This is a genomic window from Polaromonas sp. (assembly GCF_018780625.1).
Lineage (GTDB): Bacteria > Pseudomonadota > Gammaproteobacteria > Burkholderiales > Burkholderiaceae_C > Polaromonas.
Map to the genome: position 1 here is coordinate 107,337 of NZ_JADMJK010000054.1, position 18,173 is coordinate 125,509.

19 protein-coding genes and 1 pseudogene are annotated in these 18,173 nt (G+C 62.5%); 11 read left to right on the plus strand and 9 right to left on the minus strand.

Annotated elements, in window-relative coordinates; all coding sequences use genetic code 11:
* Positions 1–221: 221 nt before the first annotated feature.
* The 4 genes from IV091_RS05120 to IV091_RS05135 all read right to left on the minus strand — a co-directional run bounded on the left by IV091_RS05120 (position 222) and on the right by IV091_RS05135 (position 3,711).
* On the minus strand, positions 222–866 hold the full coding sequence (locus tag IV091_RS05120) for a TetR/AcrR family transcriptional regulator (protein WP_293466026.1): 645 nt from the start codon (positions 864–866) through the stop codon (positions 222–224).
* 264 nt (positions 867–1,130) lie between these two features.
* Positions 1,131–1,661, minus strand: coding sequence for a flavin reductase family protein (locus IV091_RS05125; RefSeq protein ID WP_293466029.1), 531 nt, complete (start codon positions 1,659–1,661; stop codon positions 1,131–1,133).
* Positions 1,658–2,485: a TetR/AcrR family transcriptional regulator gene (locus IV091_RS05130; protein WP_293466031.1), complete on the minus strand. Its 828-nt coding sequence runs from the start codon at positions 2,483–2,485 to the stop codon at positions 1,658–1,660. The genes IV091_RS05125 and IV091_RS05130 overlap by 4 nt, the downstream gene beginning before the upstream one ends.
* Before the next feature lie 5 nt (positions 2,486–2,490).
* Positions 2,491–3,711, minus strand: coding sequence for an acyl-CoA dehydrogenase family protein (locus tag IV091_RS05135; protein WP_293466033.1), 1,221 nt, complete (start codon positions 3,709–3,711; stop codon positions 2,491–2,493).
* A 284-nt stretch (positions 3,712–3,995) separates the two neighbouring features.
* On the opposite strand from IV091_RS05135, the gene IV091_RS05140 reads away from it, so the two are divergent.
* From IV091_RS05140 to IV091_RS05180, 9 genes are all read left to right on the plus strand, one after another.
* The gene (locus IV091_RS05140) at positions 3,996–4,553 is read left to right on the plus strand and encodes a glutathione peroxidase (RefSeq protein ID WP_293466035.1); all 558 of its coding nucleotides are present in this window, start codon (positions 3,996–3,998) and stop codon (positions 4,551–4,553) included.
* 316 nt (positions 4,554–4,869) lie between these two features.
* A complete protein-coding gene (panD, locus tag IV091_RS05145) occupies positions 4,870–5,250 on the plus strand; it encodes an aspartate 1-decarboxylase (RefSeq protein ID WP_293466038.1) in 381 nt (126 codons plus the stop codon).
* Positions 5,250–6,662: an adenosylmethionine--8-amino-7-oxononanoate transaminase gene (gene bioA, locus IV091_RS05150; protein ID WP_293466040.1), complete on the plus strand. Its 1,413-nt coding sequence runs from the start codon at positions 5,250–5,252 to the stop codon at positions 6,660–6,662. The genes panD and bioA overlap by 1 nt, the downstream gene beginning before the upstream one ends.
* On the plus strand, positions 6,628–7,845 hold the full coding sequence (gene bioF / locus IV091_RS05155; protein ID WP_293466042.1) for an 8-amino-7-oxononanoate synthase: 1,218 nt from the start codon (positions 6,628–6,630) through the stop codon (positions 7,843–7,845). Before bioA ends, bioF begins: the two co-directional genes overlap by 35 nt.
* Positions 7,846–7,853: 8 nt before the next feature.
* On the plus strand, positions 7,854–8,645 hold the full coding sequence (gene bioD / locus IV091_RS05160) for a dethiobiotin synthase (protein ID WP_293466044.1): 792 nt from the start codon (positions 7,854–7,856) through the stop codon (positions 8,643–8,645).
* Positions 8,646–9,689, plus strand: a complete 1,044-nt coding sequence (gene bioB, locus IV091_RS05165; RefSeq protein WP_293466046.1) for a biotin synthase BioB — start codon at positions 8,646–8,648, stop codon at positions 9,687–9,689.
* A 32-nt stretch (positions 9,690–9,721) separates the two neighbouring features.
* Entirely contained in the window at positions 9,722–11,032 is a 1,311-nt protein-coding gene (locus IV091_RS05170; RefSeq protein WP_293466048.1) for a cytochrome P450, read from the plus strand.
* Positions 11,029–11,796 carry an SDR family oxidoreductase gene (locus IV091_RS05175; protein ID WP_293466049.1) on the plus strand — a complete coding sequence of 256 codons (768 nt, stop codon included), beginning with the start codon at positions 11,029–11,031 and terminating at the stop codon, positions 11,794–11,796. The genes IV091_RS05170 and IV091_RS05175 overlap by 4 nt, the downstream gene beginning before the upstream one ends.
* Complete coding sequence (locus tag IV091_RS05180; RefSeq protein WP_293466050.1) at positions 11,796–12,167, plus strand: dihydroneopterin aldolase; 372 nt, start codon at positions 11,796–11,798, stop codon at positions 12,165–12,167. Before IV091_RS05175 ends, IV091_RS05180 begins: the two co-directional genes overlap by 1 nt.
* 544 nt (positions 12,168–12,711) lie before the next feature.
* Here the strand turns inward: IV091_RS05180 and IV091_RS05185 are convergent.
* Positions 12,712–12,969, minus strand: a complete 258-nt coding sequence (locus IV091_RS05185; RefSeq protein ID WP_293466051.1) for a hypothetical protein — start codon at positions 12,967–12,969, stop codon at positions 12,712–12,714.
* Positions 12,970–13,084: 115 nt separating this feature from the next.
* Here IV091_RS05185 and IV091_RS05190 point away from each other — a divergent pair, with 115 nt between their 5' ends.
* Positions 13,085–14,107 carry a nucleotidyltransferase domain-containing protein gene (locus tag IV091_RS05190; RefSeq protein ID WP_293466052.1) on the plus strand — a complete coding sequence of 341 codons (1,023 nt, stop codon included), beginning with the start codon at positions 13,085–13,087 and terminating at the stop codon, positions 14,105–14,107.
* Between the two features lie 241 nt (positions 14,108–14,348).
* Here the strand turns inward: IV091_RS05190 and IV091_RS05195 are convergent.
* The 3 genes and pseudogenes from IV091_RS05195 to IV091_RS05205 form a co-directional block, all read right to left on the minus strand.
* A pseudogene (locus IV091_RS05195) lies at positions 14,349–14,591 on the minus strand (IS4 family transposase); the annotation flags it as partial.
* Positions 14,573–14,764, minus strand: coding sequence for a hypothetical protein (locus IV091_RS05200; RefSeq protein ID WP_293466053.1), 192 nt, complete (start codon positions 14,762–14,764; stop codon positions 14,573–14,575). The pseudogene IV091_RS05195 and the gene IV091_RS05200, both read right to left, overlap by 19 nt.
* Positions 14,739–16,082, minus strand: a complete 1,344-nt coding sequence (locus tag IV091_RS05205; protein ID WP_293466054.1) for an integrase arm-type DNA-binding domain-containing protein — start codon at positions 16,080–16,082, stop codon at positions 14,739–14,741. The genes IV091_RS05200 and IV091_RS05205 overlap by 26 nt, the downstream gene beginning before the upstream one ends.
* Positions 16,083–16,688: 606 nt before the next feature.
* On the opposite strand from IV091_RS05205, the gene IV091_RS05210 reads away from it, so the two are divergent.
* A complete protein-coding gene (locus IV091_RS05210) occupies positions 16,689–17,876 on the plus strand; it encodes a hypothetical protein (protein WP_293466055.1) in 1,188 nt (395 codons plus the stop codon).
* Here IV091_RS05210 and IV091_RS05215 read toward each other — a convergent pair.
* The coding region (locus tag IV091_RS05215; protein WP_293466056.1) for a hypothetical protein at positions 17,873–18,173 on the minus strand (301 nt) is incomplete at its 5' end. The two genes, IV091_RS05210 and IV091_RS05215, sit on opposite strands and share 4 nt — an antisense overlap.

Genomic DNA, 18,173 nt, shown 5'->3' on the forward strand with positions numbered 1-18,173 from the left:
TTGCGCGCCCTGGCGGGCGCTTGGCCTCAAGGCGGCGGGAGGAAAGGAGGCCCGTGGGCCGGCCGGGTGCGACGCCAGTTGCAGTTCACTGGTCTGGTATGCCGGCGTGCCGTGCGTGAATACATGTGGGTCTTGCGCCGGTTCAGGTGGCAATCGATCGCGGGAGAGCCGTTGGCGTCGTCATGGCGAACCTGTGGGCCAGCGGCTGCATCAGGCGAAAGTCAGTCGGCGTTTGGCGCGATGGCAATCACGCCGCGAAGCAGCGTGACCAGCAACTCGGGCGACATCGGCTGGGGCGCCATGCTGGCACTGCCCGCTGCCGGCAGCCGCACGCTGCGGTTGATTGCCAGGAATGCGTCGCACAGGTCTTCGAGCGGTACCGTCGAGCGCTTGCCGGCGCGCTGGAACAGCTTGCCGATGATGCGGGCGAAAGCAGTCCGAACCGAGTCATGGTAGACGCGGTACTGCTCTGCAAAGGCGGGGTCCCGCAAGGCATAGAGATAGGTTTCAGCCGAGATCATCGACCAAAGCCCGTCCGGATCGAACCGGATGGAACGGTCGTTGAAGGTGTCGAGCAGGGTTTCAAGGTCCAGTCCGCTCTCGGTCAGCTCCAGCCAGCTGGCCTGCTCGGTGGTGATGCGTTCGCCAATCAGGTCGAGCAGCAGGGCCTGCTTGTTTTCAAAGTTGGCGTAAAACGCACCGCGGGAAAAACCGGCAGCTTCGGCAATGCGTTCGGCCGAGGTGCCGGCAACGCCGAAGCGCGCAAATTCGCGCAGGGCCGATTCGCGCAGGGCCAGCAGCGTCTGCTGGCGGCGCTCGTCACGGCTCAGACGCGGCGGTGGTGATGTTTTTGAATTCAGATGCATGTACGCATATTAGTGTGGGCATGCATCTTTTTGGTCAGGACAAACCCTTGCACAGGCATTGCATGGGGCTTCAGCGAAAACTGCGCGTGGAAACGTCCAGCCACGATGCTTCAAAGCACATTTGTTTTAACCAGCAGACGATTTTTCAGCATCAAATATGCCTCTTTCGCAAGCAGTGAAAGCGTATACAGCTATAAATTTAGTAGCAAAAATTCGCTGCCTGCTCTGAGTAAAGCCCGGGGCAAGTACGTTCTTGAGAGGAATTCAGGCGTGAAGGTCTGCGATTTGCCGGTAGCGGCCCTGGAAATACAACAGCGGATTGCGCTCGGCATCAAAATCAAAGCGACGTACCCGGCCGACAAACACCAGGTGGTCGCCGCCGTCGAAAGTGGTGTGAGTAACGCACTCGAAAGTTGCCGCTGCGCCTTCGATCACCGGCACACCGGTCGCGCGCAATTCCCACGAAATCCCATGAAATCGGTCCTCGCCGCGCTTGACGAAGCGCGACGAGAGTTCCTGCTGGTCGCTGCTCAGCACATTGATGCCGAACGCGGATGAACGCTGGAAGCGCTCCAGGTTCGACGAATTGCGGTCCAGGCAAAACAGCACCAGCGGAGGGTCGAGCGACACCGAGGTAAATGAATTTGCGGTCAGGCCGACCGGTTGCCCGTCAGCATCCGTGGTAGTGACGATGGTGATGCCGGTGGCAAAGCTGCCAAAGGCACGGCGCAGCAACATCGGATCGACCTCGCCCATGTCCTTTTCAATGGTTTCAATCGTTTCGGCAGCGTTCATGCGGACCTCCGTGAAGTCGGGGCAGCGGGCAGGGACGAATCCATCATCTTGTCGGGCCGCCACCAGGCCAGCGTGGCCGAGCGGCTGGTCAGCACCTGCCAGGCTTGCGCGACCGCCTGTCCTGCCGCGCCCTGCTCCATGCCCAGGCCACGCAGGATCATCTCAGTCAGTTGGTGGATGTAGGCGGGATCTAGCCCTGGGGCATGCAGAATGCGCCGCGTGCCTTCGAGCACGGCGCCCACGCTGAAATCGATGGCCGCATCGAGCGACTCGAAGCTCAGCGCCCCGGCCTCGCGCGCTTGCATCAGGCAGGCCTTGATCTCCAGGCCGTGCAGATCTTCATGATTGAAATACTGGACGAAATCAACGCTTGAAGTGAAGGCGACGCGGGCCGGCTCCATGGCCGCTCGACTCAGCGTAAGAAGCGGCCCGCCCGCCGTGCGCACAGCCGGGTCGGCCACATCGCCGAACAGTTGCCCGTAGGTAGCGACCATCTCCTGCGCCATGCGCTGGCCCAGTTCGGGCAGGATCTCGTCGAGCGACTCGAAATACTTGTAGAAGGTGCCGCGCGACACGCCGGCCACGCGAATCACGTCGTCGATGACCGGACGGGTTCCAGGCGCGCTTCCGGCATGGGCTTCGAAAGTGGCGGACAGCAGGCGTTCGCGCATGCGCGCGCGTTTTTCAGCGCCAGCACGGGTGCGAAAACCGGGAATCTGGCTGTCGTCTTCAGCGCTTTTTTCGCCGGACGTGGAACGCCGGGAGGCGGCCGCCCGAATCACCGTTTTTGCCGATGCAGCAGAGGTGGCAGGTGTTTTGGTCATGGCATTCAGGCGTTGGCGTCAATACGCGCCAGCAAGTTCAGGTTGGAGTCCAGGCCGGCCAGGGCGCGGCCGTACAGTTCATTGGACAAGATGGTGTTGAGCGCGGTGTGGCGCGAGCCGACGGACAGGTCACGCCAGTAGCGCTGCAGGGGGCTGCTGACGGCAAAGGCACCGGGGCCAGCCACTTCCATCAGGCGCTCGCCGGCGCGGCGCAGCTGGCGCATCGCATAGCCGCAATCGGCCTGGATGCGGGCCTTTTCAAAACCGGTGAGCGCGCGCGTTTGCGCGGTTTCGTCGATCTGGCTGACGGCACGGCGCACATGCAGCCAGGCCGAGTCGATTTCAAGGGCGGCCTCGCCAACCTGCCCGATAAAAGCCTGGGAGTCGGCTTGCGTCGGGTATTTCCAGCCAATCACGGCCCGCGCGGACAGACTGGCCAACACTGCGTCCAGCATCGCCGTGGCCGCGCCCAGCATCGGCGACAGCACGCCCAGCGGGAACAGTGGCTCCATCGGCCAGCGGTCACGCGGCTCCAGGCCGGCAGCCTGCAGGTTGGCCGTGCCGCGTCGCAACTGCGAAAAGCGCAGCACCAGCGCTTTGGGCACGCGGGCGCTTTCAGCCACGACCGTGTTGCTGCCCGAGGCGGCCAGCCCGGCCACATGCCAGGTGTCGCGGATCTGCACCGCCGGGGTGTTGAGCGGCAGGATGGCAAAACCCGCATCGACCACCTGACCCGCACGGTCCAGGATGCGCACGCCGTTGAGCGCCCAGTGGGCATGCAGGCAGCCCGAGGCATAGCCCCAGGAACCGTTGACCTGATAGCCATCGCCGTCCTCCTGCGCTGTGCCGGTTTGCGCCGCGACACTGCAAAACAGTTCGTCGCCCGTCTTGAACACCAGTTCCGTGACCTGCGCAGGCATCGATGCCACCGAGGCGGTCACACCGGACAACAGGCCAAAAACCCAGGCCGTGCCGGCACAGCCCCTGGCCAGTTCGGCCACGGTCTCGACATGGGTGATCAAGGGATTGCCAACGCCGCCAGCGCGCTTGGGAAACATCAGGCGGAGCAATCCGGCTTCGCGCAAGGCACTGATGGATTCATCGCTGGCGCGGCAATTTTTTTCCGCTGAAGCGGCGTTGGCGGCGAGCAAGGGCACAAGTTTGCGGGCCAGCGCCACGGGATCGGTGGCGTTTGAGATTTCGGGGACAAGGGCTTGGAGGGTCATGACGGATAGAACTTTGAAGTGAATGAGTCCAATGTATCAGACACTGATGTCATAGTGACATTAGTGTTTACTATTACTGAATGACTTTCGCCAATTAAATTAAATTAGACACTTATCGAAAAAATGTCTTTAAAATTTGACTGACAAGAAAATTCAGATTGAAGTGAAATCACGGCGATTCTTGCCATCCCTGCAAACTATCGATTCAAGGGCAGCCGCTGATGCCTGCGTCAATATCCACTCAATGCCAACTTGGCACAACCAGCCCCAGAGGAGACCACAACATGACCCCATCATCCCTTTACGATATTTCGCTGCAACGCCTGAACGGAGATGCCGCCACGCTGGCCGAGCATGCCGGCCAGGTTCTGCTGATCGTGAACGTGGCCTCGAAATGCGGTTTGACCCCGCAATACGCTGGCCTGGAGCAGCTGCATGCGAGCTACGCAGAGCAAGGGCTGCGTGTGCTGGGGTTTCCGTGCAACGACTTTGGCGCGCAGGAGCCTGGCACCGAAGCGGAGATCCAGAATTTCTGCCAGTCGAACTACGGGGTGCAATTCCCCATGTACGGCAAGCTCAGCATTAACAGCGAGCCACGCCATCCGCTGTATGCGCACCTGATTGCAGCCCAACCCAAGGCCGGCGCATCCGGCAGCGACAAGCTTCACAGTACGCTGGCGCAGCATGGATTGCTGCCCCAGCATGAAACCGACGTGATGTGGAACTTCGAGAAGTTCCTGATTGGCCGTGATGGCCAGGTGCTGGCCCGCTACGCGCCGGACGTGACGCCTGAAAATGCAGCACTGGTGGCAGACATTGATGCTGCGCTGGCAGCCCGGTAAACGATGTTCATCTGGCTTGACCACGCTCACCGCAGCAGACACGGTGGTTGCAAATGCTGCTAGGTCGCACGGGTATATCGTGCTCGATTCTGGCTGCAGGTAGTGCGCATCCCCGGTCATTGACAAAGCGTTAACAGAGGAGATGGCCATCGGATCAGCGCCAGCCGGTCCACTCGGGTTAGCACATGGGAGCGGTCAGGCGCCGGCGCAAGCAATGCTAGGATGCCAGCGACTTTGAAAGTCGCAAGGTCCATGTGAAGTATTTTCAAACGGATGCCGTGCAGCGTTCGAATCATTAAACCCAACAGACACAACCATGTTCCGAACCCTGCTCAAATCCAAGATCCATCGCGTTGCGGTCACACACTGCGAGCTGCATTACGAGGGCTCGTGCGCCATTGACGAGAACCTCCTGGAAGCGGCCAACATCGTCGAGAACGAGCAGATACATATCTGGAACATCAACAACGGCGAGCGCTTCATCACCTACGCCATCAAGGGCGAGCGCGGGTCGGGCATGATTTCGGTCAACGGCTCGGCCGCGCGCCGCGCCTCCAACGGCGACCTGCTCATCATTGCCGCCTTTGCCCAGGTGCCGGGCGATCAGGTGGCGGAGCACGAGCCGCAACTGGTGTTCGTGGACGACCAAAACCGCCAGACCGCGTTGCGCCATAAGGTGCCGACGCAGCAGCTGTGATGCCAGGCGCCGGCGGCATGTCCGCCACGTCCCTCTCCCGGCGCAGCCTGGCAGCGGTCTGGCACCCGTGCACGCAGATGCAGCGCGCCGCCAGCGTGCCGCCCCTGGGCATCGTGCGCGGCGAAGGCCCCTGGCTGTTCGACGACGCCGGCCAGCGCTACTTCGACACCAGCAGTTCCTGGTGGGTCAACCTGTTCGGCCACGCCGATGCGCGCATCAATGCGGCGCTGAAGGACCAGCTCGACACGCTGCCGCACGTGATGCTCGCCGGCTGCACCCATGCGCCGGCCGTCGAGCTGGCCGAGCGGCTTTCGGCGCTGACGGGCGGCGTGCTCGGGCACTGCTTTTTCGCCAGCGACGGTGCCTCGGCGGTCGAGATTGCGCTGAAGATGAGCTTTCACCACTGGCTCAACCGGGGACGACCGGCCAAGCGCGAGTTCGTCTGCTTGCGCCAGGGCTACCACGGCGAAACCCTGGGCGCGTTGGCCGTCACCGACGTGGCGGTGTTCCGCGACGCCTACGACCCGCTCCTGATGCGCTCGCACCAGGTGATGTCGCCCGACGCCCGCCAAGCGCTGCCGGGCGAGTCCGCCACCGATGTCGCGCTGCGCGCCGCCGCGGCTCTAGAGGCCCTGCTGGCCGAGCGTCATGAGCACATTGCCGCCCTGATTCTCGAACCCCTGGTGCAGGGCGCCACCGGCATGGCGATGCACGACCCAGCCTACCTGCGCGCCGCGCGCGCACTGTGCGACGAGTACGAGGTGCTCCTGATTGCCGACGAAATTGCCGTGGGCTGCGGGCGCACCGGCACCTTTTTTGCGTTCGAGCAGGCGACACTGCCGGGCCAGAGCCTTATCTGGCCCGACCTGGTGTGCCTGTCCAAGGGCATCAGCGGCGGCTACCTGCCGCTCTACTTGGTGCTCTCGCAGGGCCGCGTCTATGAAGCCTTCCTGGACGACGACGTGGCGCGCGGCTTTTTGCATTCACACTCCTACACCGGCAATGCGCTGGCCTGCCGCGCGGCGCTGGCCGTGCTGGACCGCTTCGAGCAGGACGATGTGCTGGCGCGCAACCGGGAGCGCGCCAAGCTGTTGACTAAAGCGTTGGAGCCACTACAAACCGATGCACGCATCGAGCACTTCCGCCAGATCGGCATGATCTGGGCCTTTGATGTGCGCGAGCCCTTTCTTGGCGCACGCTTTGCCGAGCGCTTCCACCTGGCCGGGCGCGAACGCGAACTGCTGATCCGCCCGATCGGCCGCACCGTGTACCTGATGCCGCCTTATGTGCTGACGGGCGAGCTGTCGGCCTGGCTGGCCGGGCGCCTGCTGGCCACGCTGGACGATGTCCTGAGCCAAGCCTTCACGGATCCTGACCATGCTGATAGACCACCTGAACCGCCAACGGCTTGAGCGCCAGGCCCAGGGCCTCACGCGCCAGCGCCGCATCGCCGAGTCGCCGTGCGCGCCGCGCCAGGAGGTCAGCTGCGGCGGCCAGCCAGCGCGTGAAATGCTGGTCTTTGGCAGCAACGACTATCTTGGCCTGGCGAATCACCCGGCCTTGGTCGAAGCACTGGCCGAAGGCGCGCGCCAGTTCGGCACAGGCAGCGGCGCCTCGCACCTGATCAGCGGCCACTCGCGCGCCCATGCCGCACTCGAGGAGGACCTGGCCGCCTGGCTGGCGCCCTGCATTCCGGATGCTCAAGCGCTGTACTTCTGCACTGGTTTCCTGGCCAACATGGCGCTGCTCACCGCGCTGGGCGACGCCAGCGCCACGATCTTTGCCGACAAGCTCAACCACGCTTCGCTGGTTGACGGCGCCCTGCTGGCCAAGGCGCCGATGCAGCGCTATGCCCACAAGAACCTCACAGTGCTCGAGCGCCAACTCGAACGCTGCATGACACCGATCAAACTGATCGTGACCGATGCGGTCTTCAGCATGGACGGCGACATGGCCGACTTGCCGGCGCTCCTGGCGCTGGCCGAGCGCTTCGACGCCTGGCTGATCGTCGATGACGCCCATGGCTTTGGCGTGCTCGGCGCCCAAGGCCAGGGCGCCCTGGGACACTTCGGCCTGCGCAGCGAGCGCCTGATCTACATGGGCACGCTGGGCAAGGCGGCCGGTGTGGGCGGCGCCTTTGTGGCTGCGCACCCAAGCATCATCGACTGGCTGGTGCAGTCCGCCCGCGCCTACATCTACACCACCGCCGCGCCGCCCGCCGTGGCCCATGCCCTGCGCGAGAGCCTACGCCTCATCCAGAGCGTCGAGGGCGATCAGCGGCGCGTGCAACTGCAGCAGCGCATCACCGAGCTACGCACCGGGCTTGCTACTCTTATCGCCGCGCATCCGGCGCTGGAGTGGCGGCTGGCCGATTCCCGCACCGCGATCCAGCCGCTGATCGTGAACAGAAACGAAGCCGCGTTGGCGCTGATGGCCGCGCTCGATGCGCAGGGTCTGTGGGTGCCGGCCATCCGCCCGCCCACGGTGCCGGTCGGCACTGCCCGGCTGCGCATCACTTTGAGCGCTTCGCACACTGCCGAGGATGTTGAGCTGCTGGTCCAAGGCCTGGCGCTGGCCGCACGGCAAATGTCATGAATATGGGCATGATCCCTTCCCACCCCACGCCTTTCCTTATGCCGTTGCAGCCATCGCACCCGCTGCATGGCTGCTTTGTCACCGGCACCGACACGGCCGTAGGCAAGACCCAGGTCAGCGCGGCGCTGCTGCACTGGTGCGCCCAGCAGGGCTGGCGCAGCGCGGGCTTCAAACCCGTGGCGGCCGGCACCACGCGCATCGACGGCCAGAGCGTCAATGAGGATGTGCAGGCCTTGCGCCAAGCCGGCTCGGCGCGACTCACCGATGCCGAAGTCGGTCCGCTGCAGTTCGAGGCCGCCTGCGCGCCGCAGATTGCCGCCGTCCTGGAGGACCGGTCCATTGACCCGGCGACGATTCTGTCCGCCGCCCGCCATCTGGCTAGATGTGCCGATGTCGTCGTGGTCGAAGGCGTGGGCGGGTTCTGCGTGCCGCTCGGCCCCGACTGGGACACGGCCGACCTGGCAGTAGCCATAGGCCTGCCAGTGATTCTGGTGGTCGGCCTGCGCCTGGGCTGCATCAGCCATGCGCTGCTCACGGCCGAGGCAATTCGAGCGCGTGGCTTGCCGCTGGCCGGCTGGATTGCCAATACCGTTGACCCCGACATGGCGCACCGCGAAGGCAACCTGGCCAGCCTGCGCCATGAAATGACGCGCCGCCACCAGGCGCCCTGCCTGGGTGTGCTGCCCTGGCTGGACGCGCCGAAACCCGCCGCCGTGGCAGCCCATCTGGACGCTACGGCCCTTCACAGGGTGTTTGACCACACGCCCTTGCCTTCCTCCTGCCTACTTGAGAGCACCTGAATGACAACCGCTGCCACTATTGCCACCATTGACGTTTCCTCCCTGCGCCGCACCTCTGTGCCTTCGAACGCCCCGCCAGCGCCGCTGCGCTGGTCGGTCGCGGATGTGGCCGCCCTGTACGAGCTGCCGTTCATGGACCTGCTGTTTCAAGCCCAGCAGGTCCATCGTGCGCACTTCGATGCCAGCGAGGTGCAGCTCTCGACACTGCTGTCGATCAAGACCGGCGGCTGCGCCGAGGACTGCGGCTACTGCCCGCAGGCGGCCAGCGCCGACAGCGGTGTCGAAGCGACCAAGCTGATGCCGCTCAATGAGGTCATGGCCGCCGCGCAGGCCGCCAGGGACCAGGGCGCCACCCGCTTTTGCATGGGCGCTGCCTGGCGCAGCCCGAAGGAGCGCGACATGGACTGCGTGACCGAGATGGTGCGCGGCGTGCGCTCGCTGGGCCTGGAGACGTGCATGACGCTGGGCATGCTGCAGGCTAGCCAAGCGCAGGCCTTGAAGGACGCCGGCCTGGATTATTACAACCACAACCTGGACAGCGCCCCCGAGTTCTACGGCAGCGTCATTACCACCCGCACCTACCAGGACCGCCTGGACACCTTGGGCCATGTGCGCCAGGCCGGCATCAACGTGTGCTGCGGCGGCATCGTCGGCATGGGCGAGAGCCGGCTCGAGCGCGCCGGCCTGATCGCGCAGTTGGCCAACCTCGAGCCGTATCCTGAATCGGTGCCGATCAACAACCTCGTGCCGGTGCCCGGCACGCCGCTGGCGGACACGCCGCTGCTGGACCCGTTCGAGTTCGTACGAACGATTGCCGTGGCGCGCATCACCATGCCGCTGGCCATGGTGCGCCTGTCGGCCGGGCGCGAGCAGATGGATGAAAGCCAGCAGGCGCTGTGCCTGCTGGCGGGCGCCAACTCGATCTTCTACGGCGACAAGCTGCTCACCACCAGCAACCCGCAAGCCGACCGCGACCGCCAGCTGTTTGACCGGCTGGGCATCAAAGCCCAGGGCGCCCGCCCGGCAGCCCATCCAGCGCCGTGACCATGCGCGCGGTCAACAGGAGCGCGGACCCGATGCCGCCCGCGTTGGAGCGGCCCCTTATGGATGCCGCGTTTCTGGCCAATCCCTACCCGACCTACCGGGCCTTGCGCGAAGCCGGCCCGATCCACTGGCGCGAGGAGTTCTTTGGCGGCGCCTGGCTGGTGACGCGCCATACCGATGTCGAGCTGGTGCTCAAGGACCCGCGCTTTTCGGCGAAACGCACCGGGTCTTGGGTCAAGGACCGCGAGGACGCGCCGGGCGAGTTCAAGGGATTTCAAGCGCTGTTTGCCCGGGCGCTGCTGTTTTTGGATGCACCCGACCACCCGCGCATCCGCAAGGTGCTCAATGCCGGGTTTCGGCCCGAGATCCTCCAGGGGCTCGCGCCTCACATCGAGCGGGTAGCGGGCGAGTTGCTGGACCGGGTGGCGCACCAAGAGACGTTTGACTTCATCGAGGCTGTGGCCCGGCCGCTGCCGGTGCGGGTGATGGCGCTGCTGCTGGGCATCGAGCAACCCGATGACGACTTCATGGCCTGGTCGGAGCACCTGGCGAGCTTCATCGGCGAGCCGCAGCCAACGCGCGCGCAGGCGAGAAGCGCGCAAACCAGCCTGCTGGCGATGGGCCTGTATTTCGAGTCGCTGCTGGCACTCAGGCGGAAAACGCCGGGCGACGACCTGGTCAGCCGTCTGGCGCAGGCCCAGGCCAGGGGCGAGATCGAGGGCGGCGCCGAGCTGCTCGCGCAGTGCGCGATGCTGCTGTTCGCTGGCCACGAGACCACGCGCCACCTGCTGGGTAGCAGCGTGCACGCGCTGCTCTCGCATCCGGCGCAGTGGCAGCGCCTGGTGCGCGAGCCTACGCTGCTGCCCGGCGCCGTGCGCGAGCTGCTGCGCTTTGAAAGCCCCGTGCAGTACACCGGGCGGCGCGTGGCGACCGATATGGTGCTGCACGGTGTGCAGCTGCGCCGGGGCGAGCTGGTGCTGGCAATGATCGGCGCAGCCAGCCGTGACCCGGCGCGCTACCCAGACCCCGATGTGCTGGACATCACACGCTGCCACGGCCCGTCGCTCGCCTTTGGCTCGGGCCCGCATGTGTGCATCGGCGCGGCGCTCACGCTCTTGGAGGCCCGGATCGTGCTGGGCCAGCTGCTTGACCGCTGGCCCGGCCTGAGCCTGGCCGAGGCCGCGCCGCGCTGGGGCGACACGCCCGCTTACCGGGGGCTAGTGGCGCTGCCGCTGCGACGACGGCCGGCACATGATGACCATTGGGCAAGTCAACCACAGCTCGATGCCATTGGCACAGAGGCTCGCCGGGCTACAGCATTAGCGACACAGGTGCACTCATGACCCGAACTGCACTTGTCACGGGCGGAGCAAAACGAATCGGCCGAGCCATCAGCCTGCGCCTGGCCGCCGAGGGCTACGGCGTCATCATCCATTACCTGAACAGCGAGGCTGACGCCGAAAAGACCCGGGACGATTGCCTGGCGGCCGGAGCCCGCATGGCAAGGATCATTCGCAGCGATCTTTCAAAACAGCACGACAGGCATCAGCTGTTGGACCGGGCCACCGAGATGGCTGGAGCCGTCAATTTGCTGGTTAACAGCGCATCGCTGTTTAACTATGACGAGGCAAGCACATTCGTCGACGAGCGCCTGACAGACCACCTGCAAACCAACTACCTGGCGCCGGTCGAACTGACCATGGCCATGCACAGGATGGCCAGTGCTTCAAAGCCGGACAGCTTGAGCCATGTGGTGACGCTACTTGACCAAAAGGTGTTTAATCTGAACACAGACTACATGACCTACACACTCGCCAAGCTCGCCAGTCATTCGTCCATCCGCTATCTGGCGCAATGCTGTGCGCCCGTTATGCGAGTCAATGCAATTGCGCCGGGGCTTACCTTTGTCAGTGGGGAAATGAATCAGGAAGATTTCATCAACGCACACCGGATCGCCGCGCTCGGACGGTCCAGTACCGCAGAAGACATCGCTGCGTCGGTCGTGCTGCTCGATGAATCGCGCTCCATCACTGGCCAGACCCTGGTTGTCGACGGCGGCCAGCATCTGGTACCGCGTGCGCGCGACGTGGCGTTTGAGACGCGATGATGGAAAAGTGGATTCGCCTAGAGGGCTTAAGGCTCGCTGTTTCCATCGGCATCCACGATTTTGAGCGAATCGGCCCGCAGCCTTACAAGCTCGACATCGGTCTTCGGCTGGTTGACCACTACCGCACAATAAACGATTCCATCTCGGAGACGGTGGACTATGACAAGCTGAGATCGAGTGTGACAACGCACCTGGAATCGAGGCATTTTAATCTTCAGGAAACCGTCATCCAGAACGTGGTCGGACTGTGTTTCGCGCTGGACAACAGAGTCATTGCCGTTGATATCAAGACATCCAAGACCTCTGTTTACCCTGACTGCGACGCGGTTGGACTGCACTATGTGCTCAATCGGGATGAATGGAACCTGTAACCTACATTTGTTTAACCAATGAGGCTTACAAATTAATGTAAGCAAATTTTGTAAACACCTTTAGAGGCTGACCCCCAATGGGCACATGTCGACGCCATTCACTTCACCACGACATCCTCCAAATCAACCACCTTCAGTAGATAAGGTGTTGGCGCCGATCTTAGATTGAGCAATACCATAAACATTGATGAACGGACAGCTGCGGCCTATCTGGAATCCTCCGGCTCAAGGAACCTGAAGGCCCCAACAGTGCAACGGCTCACCTTGCACTTACCGTGGCCGAGGGCAGGCGATCCTGCGTCACGTCTGCTTTTCACAGCCGCCCTGCGCGGACTTACCGTGCCCGACAAAACATCGATGCGGATGAGGTTCTGATCGGTCAGTGGTGGAGATCGCAGCCGGTAGAAAACGATTGCAGGCTGCTCATTTTTGAGCTCAAAAGTTAGCAGGTCAACTACGAACCAGGCTCAAAGCCCGTTGCATTGTCTTTTGATCCTGGATTTATAAGCTTTTCCTTGGTAGCTCATAACTTCAAAGTTTTGAGCTATGCACTTAATTTGGCTTTATCCATTCGGGCTGCATAACAAAGCGAGTCGATAAAGCGATCGACCAAAGGGTGGGGAATTTTTACCATGTCCACATCTTGGTTCGACATTGAAAAATATGCGTGACTCCACAACTCGCGGCGCACGCCGGCTATGGTGTCGGAGAACGTCGCCTGCGGTTTGGGATACCAGGCGGCGCAGCGCCGGTAGAGCTGTCCGGACGAGAACAGCTGCCGCGCGGCCAGTGTCACAAGCAAGGGAATATAGCGCCAGCAGTGTTGGCGCCCGGCTACTTGGTTGAGCCTTAGGAATGATGGGCTTTGAGTCGCTTACGGTTATACTGACTTTTTCTAAACTCAGTATAACTGCACCATGCTTTACACCTCACTGTCCACCGCAGCCCAAACTGCCTACGCGTCGCTGGCCAGTGCAAGCCGGTTAGATGACGTGCGCACCGTGGCTGAACTGCCCGGTAGCTTCTCCACAAAGGTGATTAAGGGGAAAGAGTATTTGTATTATCAAACCCCGGACCTGACGGGAAAGCAGATGCAGATTTTCCTTGGCTCTGCCTCTGCCGAACTCACCCAATTGGTAGAGCTCCACCGAAATGGTGGTGGCAAAAAGGTTCACCTTCGCCAGCTCACCCGCCAAGCCATTGCGGCTGGCTGCCCGGCCATTGTCCCGAATCACGCAAAAATCATCGAGCGCCTGGCCGATGCGGGGTTCTTCCGCGCCGGGGGAATCTTGGTGGGGACTCACGTTTACATGGCCTATCAGAATTACCTTGGTATTCAGTGGCAATCGGCCGCCCAAACCGTCGACTTGGACTTTGCGCATGCCGGCCGTAACGTATCCGTTGCGATTCCATCGGACGTCACGATGGACATGGGTAGCGAAATCGAAGCGCTCCAGATGGGATTCATTCCAGTGAAAAGCTTGACCACTTACGTGAAATCCGACGAGCCGGACTTGCAAATCGATTTCGTGACCTGCTGCCACCGCGGCGGCGACACTCCCGTGCTCATCAAAGCACTGAACGCGACGATGCAGCCGTTGAAATTCATGGAATTCTCCATGGAGGCCCCAATTCAGGTCACACTCCTGGCTCAGCGCGGGCCTATCACCGTAAATGCGCCGCCCCCTGAGAAGTACGCGTTGCACAAGTTGCTGGTCTATGGCGAGCGGCCGCAAAACATGCGAGTCAAAGCAACCAAGGATTTGGCACAGGCCGCATCGCTCATTGACTACTTGGCCAAGAATGACGCTGAACTGTTAAACGAGACGTGGGCCGGGCTGCTCAGCCAAGGGCCAGGCTGGCAGGGTCGAGCGATTGAAGGACTAAAAGCTTTAAATGAGCACTACCCTGATGTGGATACGGCTGCATTAGTCGTCTGACTAATGTCAGCGCTATGGTAAGTTGACCCACACCACCGGGCTTCCCTGCCACCTCTCCCCGCGCCATCTGCACACCCCTTACGCGCTGGCCGCCGTCACGCCATCGCCCGCCCCGGCCCCCTGACCCTTCATCTTCCTTTTCCCCGTCGGCAAGCTGACCGACGCAACACGGGCATACCCCATCCCATTGCACACCCATCGTTGAGCTGTCGGGATAACGGGCGCCCGCGACAAAGACGGCAATATCCTGCATGCCCAGCCAAATCGTCCTGGCGCCCGGTTCGCCATCGTGCTTTCTGCCCAGAAAGCCCCCGCGCTGGGCAATCAGGCGCACCACGGTGTTGAGCGGGGGCGTCTGCCGGGGCACGGGCTTTTTGTTCAGGATGAACGCCGCTCGCCACTCATCGGGCTCGAACCAATTGACGAGTTCCACTGCGTCCTGCAGCGTGGATGCCACCCGGTTGGTCAGCAGGCGCCAGACCACCGGCTTGGCGCCTGCCGGGGAGTTGTTTCCGACGCAATCAGGCAGGTCACTTCAAGCTCGCCGCCCTGGCGGTCAGGCAGCAGAACACGCCGGGCGCGCACCTCCTGCTCGACCGCGCGGGCCTTGCGCCCGCGACCGGCCGGCATCTCAAAGCGGAAGCGCACTGGCAGCATGAGTGTTTCTAAGCCGCAAGGTCACCGGTTTGAATTCAGGCAGCACTGAGTGTTTGATCTTGCTTCGGCCAAGGCGCAGGTCTTCAAGATAATCAGACCACGCCTGCATCATCTCCTGGCGCTTTGCAAGGAACTCGGCCCGGTTATAAGCTGTCCCGTTGGCATCCTTGACGGCGTGAGCCAGTTGCATCTCAGCCACAGCCTCGTCAAAACCCAGGGTTTCGACGATCAGGGTGCGGGCGGTCGCCCGGAACCCATGCGCGGTCATCTCGTCCTTGGCATAACCCATGGCCCGCAGCGCCGCGTTGACGGTGTTTTCGGACATCGGCCGGTCGCGATGGCGCTCCCCCGGGAACACCAGCGCCAAGTGGCCGGTCAGCAAGAACAATTCCTCCAGAACCTGCACCGCCTGCGTCGACAGCGGAACGAAATGAGGCTCCCCCACCTCTTTTTCGAGCTTTGTTCGCTTCAGGCGCGCAGACGGGACGTACCACAGGCCGTTGTCCAGGTCGAGTTCGCACCACTGCGCCTTGCGAAGTTCTCCCGGCCGCACCAGCAGCATCGGAGAGAGCTTCAGGGCTGCGCGAACGACATAGCTGCCTTGATACGCCTCAATGGCGCCCAGGAGCCGGGCCAGTTCCTGAGGCTTGGTGATGGCCGCGAAATGCTTGCACTGGGGCTTTTTCAATGCGCCCTTGAGGTCCCGTCCCGGATCCGTCAAATCATGGCCTTCTGCAATCGCAAAGCGAAACACGTTGGAGCACGTTTCAAGCACACGGTGGGTGGTTTCGCGAACACCTCGCGCCTCGACACGCCTGAGCATCTCAAGCAGGATCTTTGGCGTGATGTCGCTCAGCAGCTGAGAGCCGATGAGGGGAAATACATCGTTTTGGAGGCGGGCGATGACCTTGGAACTGTAGCTCTGCATCCATTGGTCCTGGCGTACATGGAACCAGCGCCGGGCGACCTCTTCAAAGCTCCCCAGCGGGGCTTCTCCGGCTTCCTGACGACGCCCGGCTTCATGTCGCTCGGCAATCACCGCACGCTGATGCCGTCGGTCGTCGCTGGGATCCTGCCCTGCCGCCAGCATCGACCGTGCAACAGTAGCCTTCTGGCGGGCTTGCGCCAGCCCAACCTGCGGGTAGACACCAAGGCTCAACGTCTTGCGCTTACCCTGATACGTGTAGTCGAATCGCCAACCATGCGAGCCGCCGTTGACGAAGGGCAAAAGATACAACCCCCCGCCGTCACTCAGCCTGCCGGCGCCAGGCTTCAGCGCCTTGATGGTCCGGTCGCTCTTGATCATTTCCAAAGCCATATTCCGCTCCCCTTTCGCGCAAGCGCGTCCCTCGTTGATGAGTGATGCAGTAACTTTTCTGCAGCTACCTCGATTCTTTCGAGTTACTGCAGGAGTTACTGCAAAAGTGGCTGGATTGGGCCGGAATTTTTCGGACGTCCCCGGACAACAAAAAAGCCCTAAGGTGTTGATACCTAAGGGCTTTTGGACTTCGTCGGACTTCCGCGAAATTTTATATGGTGGCCTGGGGCGGAATCGAACCACCGACACAAGGATTTTCAATGCCCATCCTTGTGTGCGGCTTGAGCGAACCGACACGCAACATTCATATGAATCAAGGACTTAGAGCGCACCGGCCCGCATTCAAACGCAGCCGGCCGCAGTCAAAAGCACTCGATTCCCGTCACGAACGTCAGAAACTGCGTCAGACGCCAGTGATGTTTCCATTCTAGCGACAACGACTTATACACGCCAGTCCCCGGCACAAATGAAGCCGCGATGCATGCAAAAAACCGGCCTCAATCCTGACGCCATGCCCTGCCCCGCTACCCTTGCAGGAATCCGGGTCATCAGGACAAAAGCGCTCGCCGGGCCTGCGGCCATTTTGCTGCCCGCCATAATTCCCCGATGACTTCATCATCGTCCCTGCCGACCGCTGAAGCCGACGGCACCGGCAAGCACCGGCCCGCCCCCTCGCCGGCCAAGGCAGCAGCCGGCAAGGAGGCTCCGGCACAACCGGCAAAAATCCCGCTGAGCGCCTATGCGCCCGTTCTCCTGGCCCGACCGATGTCGGTGTTCGGCGCGAAGTTCGAGGTCCACCTCTCTGCCTCCTGCACCCTGAATCCCGGGACGGCCCTGCAGGCCGTGATGGACACCAGCCTGCTCACGTTTCTTCGCACCGAAAATCCGGCCCAGCTCCAAAATTTGAAAACGTTGATTTATGCCGGAACGGGCAAGCACCAGCCGTCCGAAACGACTAGGAAACGCATTCAACAGGATTTAAAACTGCTCGACGCCGAAGCCGTGGTGGCCGTCCTTAATGGCCGGGAGCCCCCGCCGGCGCCCCCTCACTCCGACTGGAGGGCCGTGCTGATGGGGATGGGCGAGGGAGAAAGCCATTTCGTGCGCGACCTCACGACCAACCTGGCCTCGTGGGACGACCAGGCACTGCACATCCGCGCGCTGGTGCGGGCTGGCCAGCAGGACCAGGCGCAGGCCCGCACCGCAGCCCTGATGGGCACGGGCCCGCTCGCCTGGGAAGCACTCAATCCCCGGCTGCTACAGGCCCCTCAAGTGCTGGTGCTGCTGGAAAGCTGCTTGCAGACGCTGGCCCGGCTGATGTGCGCAGTGGACATGCCTTCGCTGGATTTACCGGCCCGGGAATCCAACATCACCGAGCTGCTTGACCCCGGCCGCCGACCGCTGGGGCACTGGCTCTACGACGTGCAACAGGCCTCGGAGTGCACAAGTCTTTCGGCCCTGGCCCAGCGCCTTTTGAGCGTCGGCGCCAGGCATCACGACCGGGCCGTCAGCCATGACCTGCTGAAAAAATGGTCGAGCTCGAAAAACGTCGTGATGCCCCAGACAGCCGCCAAGCCGGTCTTGCGCGGTGTGCGCATCCGGGCGCGCGCCGACAGGCTCCAGGACCGCTTTTACGTGGCCCGGCTCCTGACGTTTTTGTGCGACCTGACGTGTTCGGGCATCCCGGGCGAAGCCCCGGCCTGGGCCGACATCCAGGCGCAGCTCAAAGACCGGTACAGCCAGGTCTACCGGCTGGAGGCTGCGAATTGGCCGCGGGCCCCTGGCGCGGCCTAGCCGTTGGCTTTTGCTTTGGCCTGCCTGGCGGCCTCTTTCTGCACCTCCGCATCGATGCGGCTGATAAAGCTTGAGCCAGGGATTTGACCGCCATACAGCGGGGTCATGGCTTTCGTAACGCGGGACACAACTTCGCGGGTCATGGGGGTTGATTTTGATTTTGACATCTGAGTTCTCGATTTGAGGCACCGCAAGATGGCGGCAAGGAGTACTTTCTCAAAACCTGGCGCCCGGGCGGTGCTGTTTTCTGGAAAAGTTGGCGAACGTTGACGTCGACAACCTTTGCAAGCAGCTCCA

What these genes read in the sequence shown, in the direction of transcription:
- bioA (WP_293466040.1), top strand. Translation starts at nt 5,250, where the DNA reads ATGCCAGGCGCCGGCGGCATGTCCGCCACGTCCCTCTCCCGGCGCAGC.
- IV091_RS05125 (WP_293466029.1), bottom strand. Translation starts at nt 1,661, where the DNA reads ATGAACGCTGCCGAAACGATTGAAACCATTGAAAAGGACATGGGCGAG.
- IV091_RS05205 (WP_293466054.1), bottom strand. Translation starts at nt 16,082, where the DNA reads ATGGCTTTGGAAATGATCAAGAGCGACCGGACCATCAAGGCGCTGAAG.
- panD (WP_293466038.1), top strand. Translation starts at nt 4,870, where the DNA reads ATGTTCCGAACCCTGCTCAAATCCAAGATCCATCGCGTTGCGGTCACA.
- IV091_RS05175 (WP_293466049.1), top strand. Translation starts at nt 11,029, where the DNA reads ATGACCCGAACTGCACTTGTCACGGGCGGAGCAAAACGAATCGGCCGA.
- IV091_RS05200 (WP_293466053.1), bottom strand. Translation starts at nt 14,764, where the DNA reads ATGCTGCCAGTGCGCTTCCGCTTTGAGATGCCGGCCGGTCGCGGGCGC.
- IV091_RS05130 (WP_293466031.1), bottom strand. Translation starts at nt 2,485, where the DNA reads ATGACCAAAACACCTGCCACCTCTGCTGCATCGGCAAAAACGGTGATT.
- bioB (WP_293466046.1), top strand. Translation starts at nt 8,646, where the DNA reads ATGACAACCGCTGCCACTATTGCCACCATTGACGTTTCCTCCCTGCGC.
- IV091_RS05140 (WP_293466035.1), top strand. Translation starts at nt 3,996, where the DNA reads ATGACCCCATCATCCCTTTACGATATTTCGCTGCAACGCCTGAACGGA.
- IV091_RS05210 (WP_293466055.1), top strand. Translation starts at nt 16,689, where the DNA reads ATGACTTCATCATCGTCCCTGCCGACCGCTGAAGCCGACGGCACCGGC.
- IV091_RS05120 (WP_293466026.1), bottom strand. Translation starts at nt 866, where the DNA reads ATGCATCTGAATTCAAAAACATCACCACCGCCGCGTCTGAGCCGTGAC.
- IV091_RS05190 (WP_293466052.1), top strand. Translation starts at nt 13,085, where the DNA reads ATGCTTTACACCTCACTGTCCACCGCAGCCCAAACTGCCTACGCGTCG.
- bioF (WP_293466042.1), top strand. Translation starts at nt 6,628, where the DNA reads ATGCTGATAGACCACCTGAACCGCCAACGGCTTGAGCGCCAGGCCCAG.
- IV091_RS05170 (WP_293466048.1), top strand. Translation starts at nt 9,722, where the DNA reads ATGCCGCCCGCGTTGGAGCGGCCCCTTATGGATGCCGCGTTTCTGGCC.
- IV091_RS05135 (WP_293466033.1), bottom strand. Translation starts at nt 3,711, where the DNA reads ATGACCCTCCAAGCCCTTGTCCCCGAAATCTCAAACGCCACCGATCCC.
- bioD (WP_293466044.1), top strand. Translation starts at nt 7,854, where the DNA reads ATGATCCCTTCCCACCCCACGCCTTTCCTTATGCCGTTGCAGCCATCG.
- IV091_RS05180 (WP_293466050.1), top strand. Translation starts at nt 11,796, where the DNA reads ATGGAAAAGTGGATTCGCCTAGAGGGCTTAAGGCTCGCTGTTTCCATC.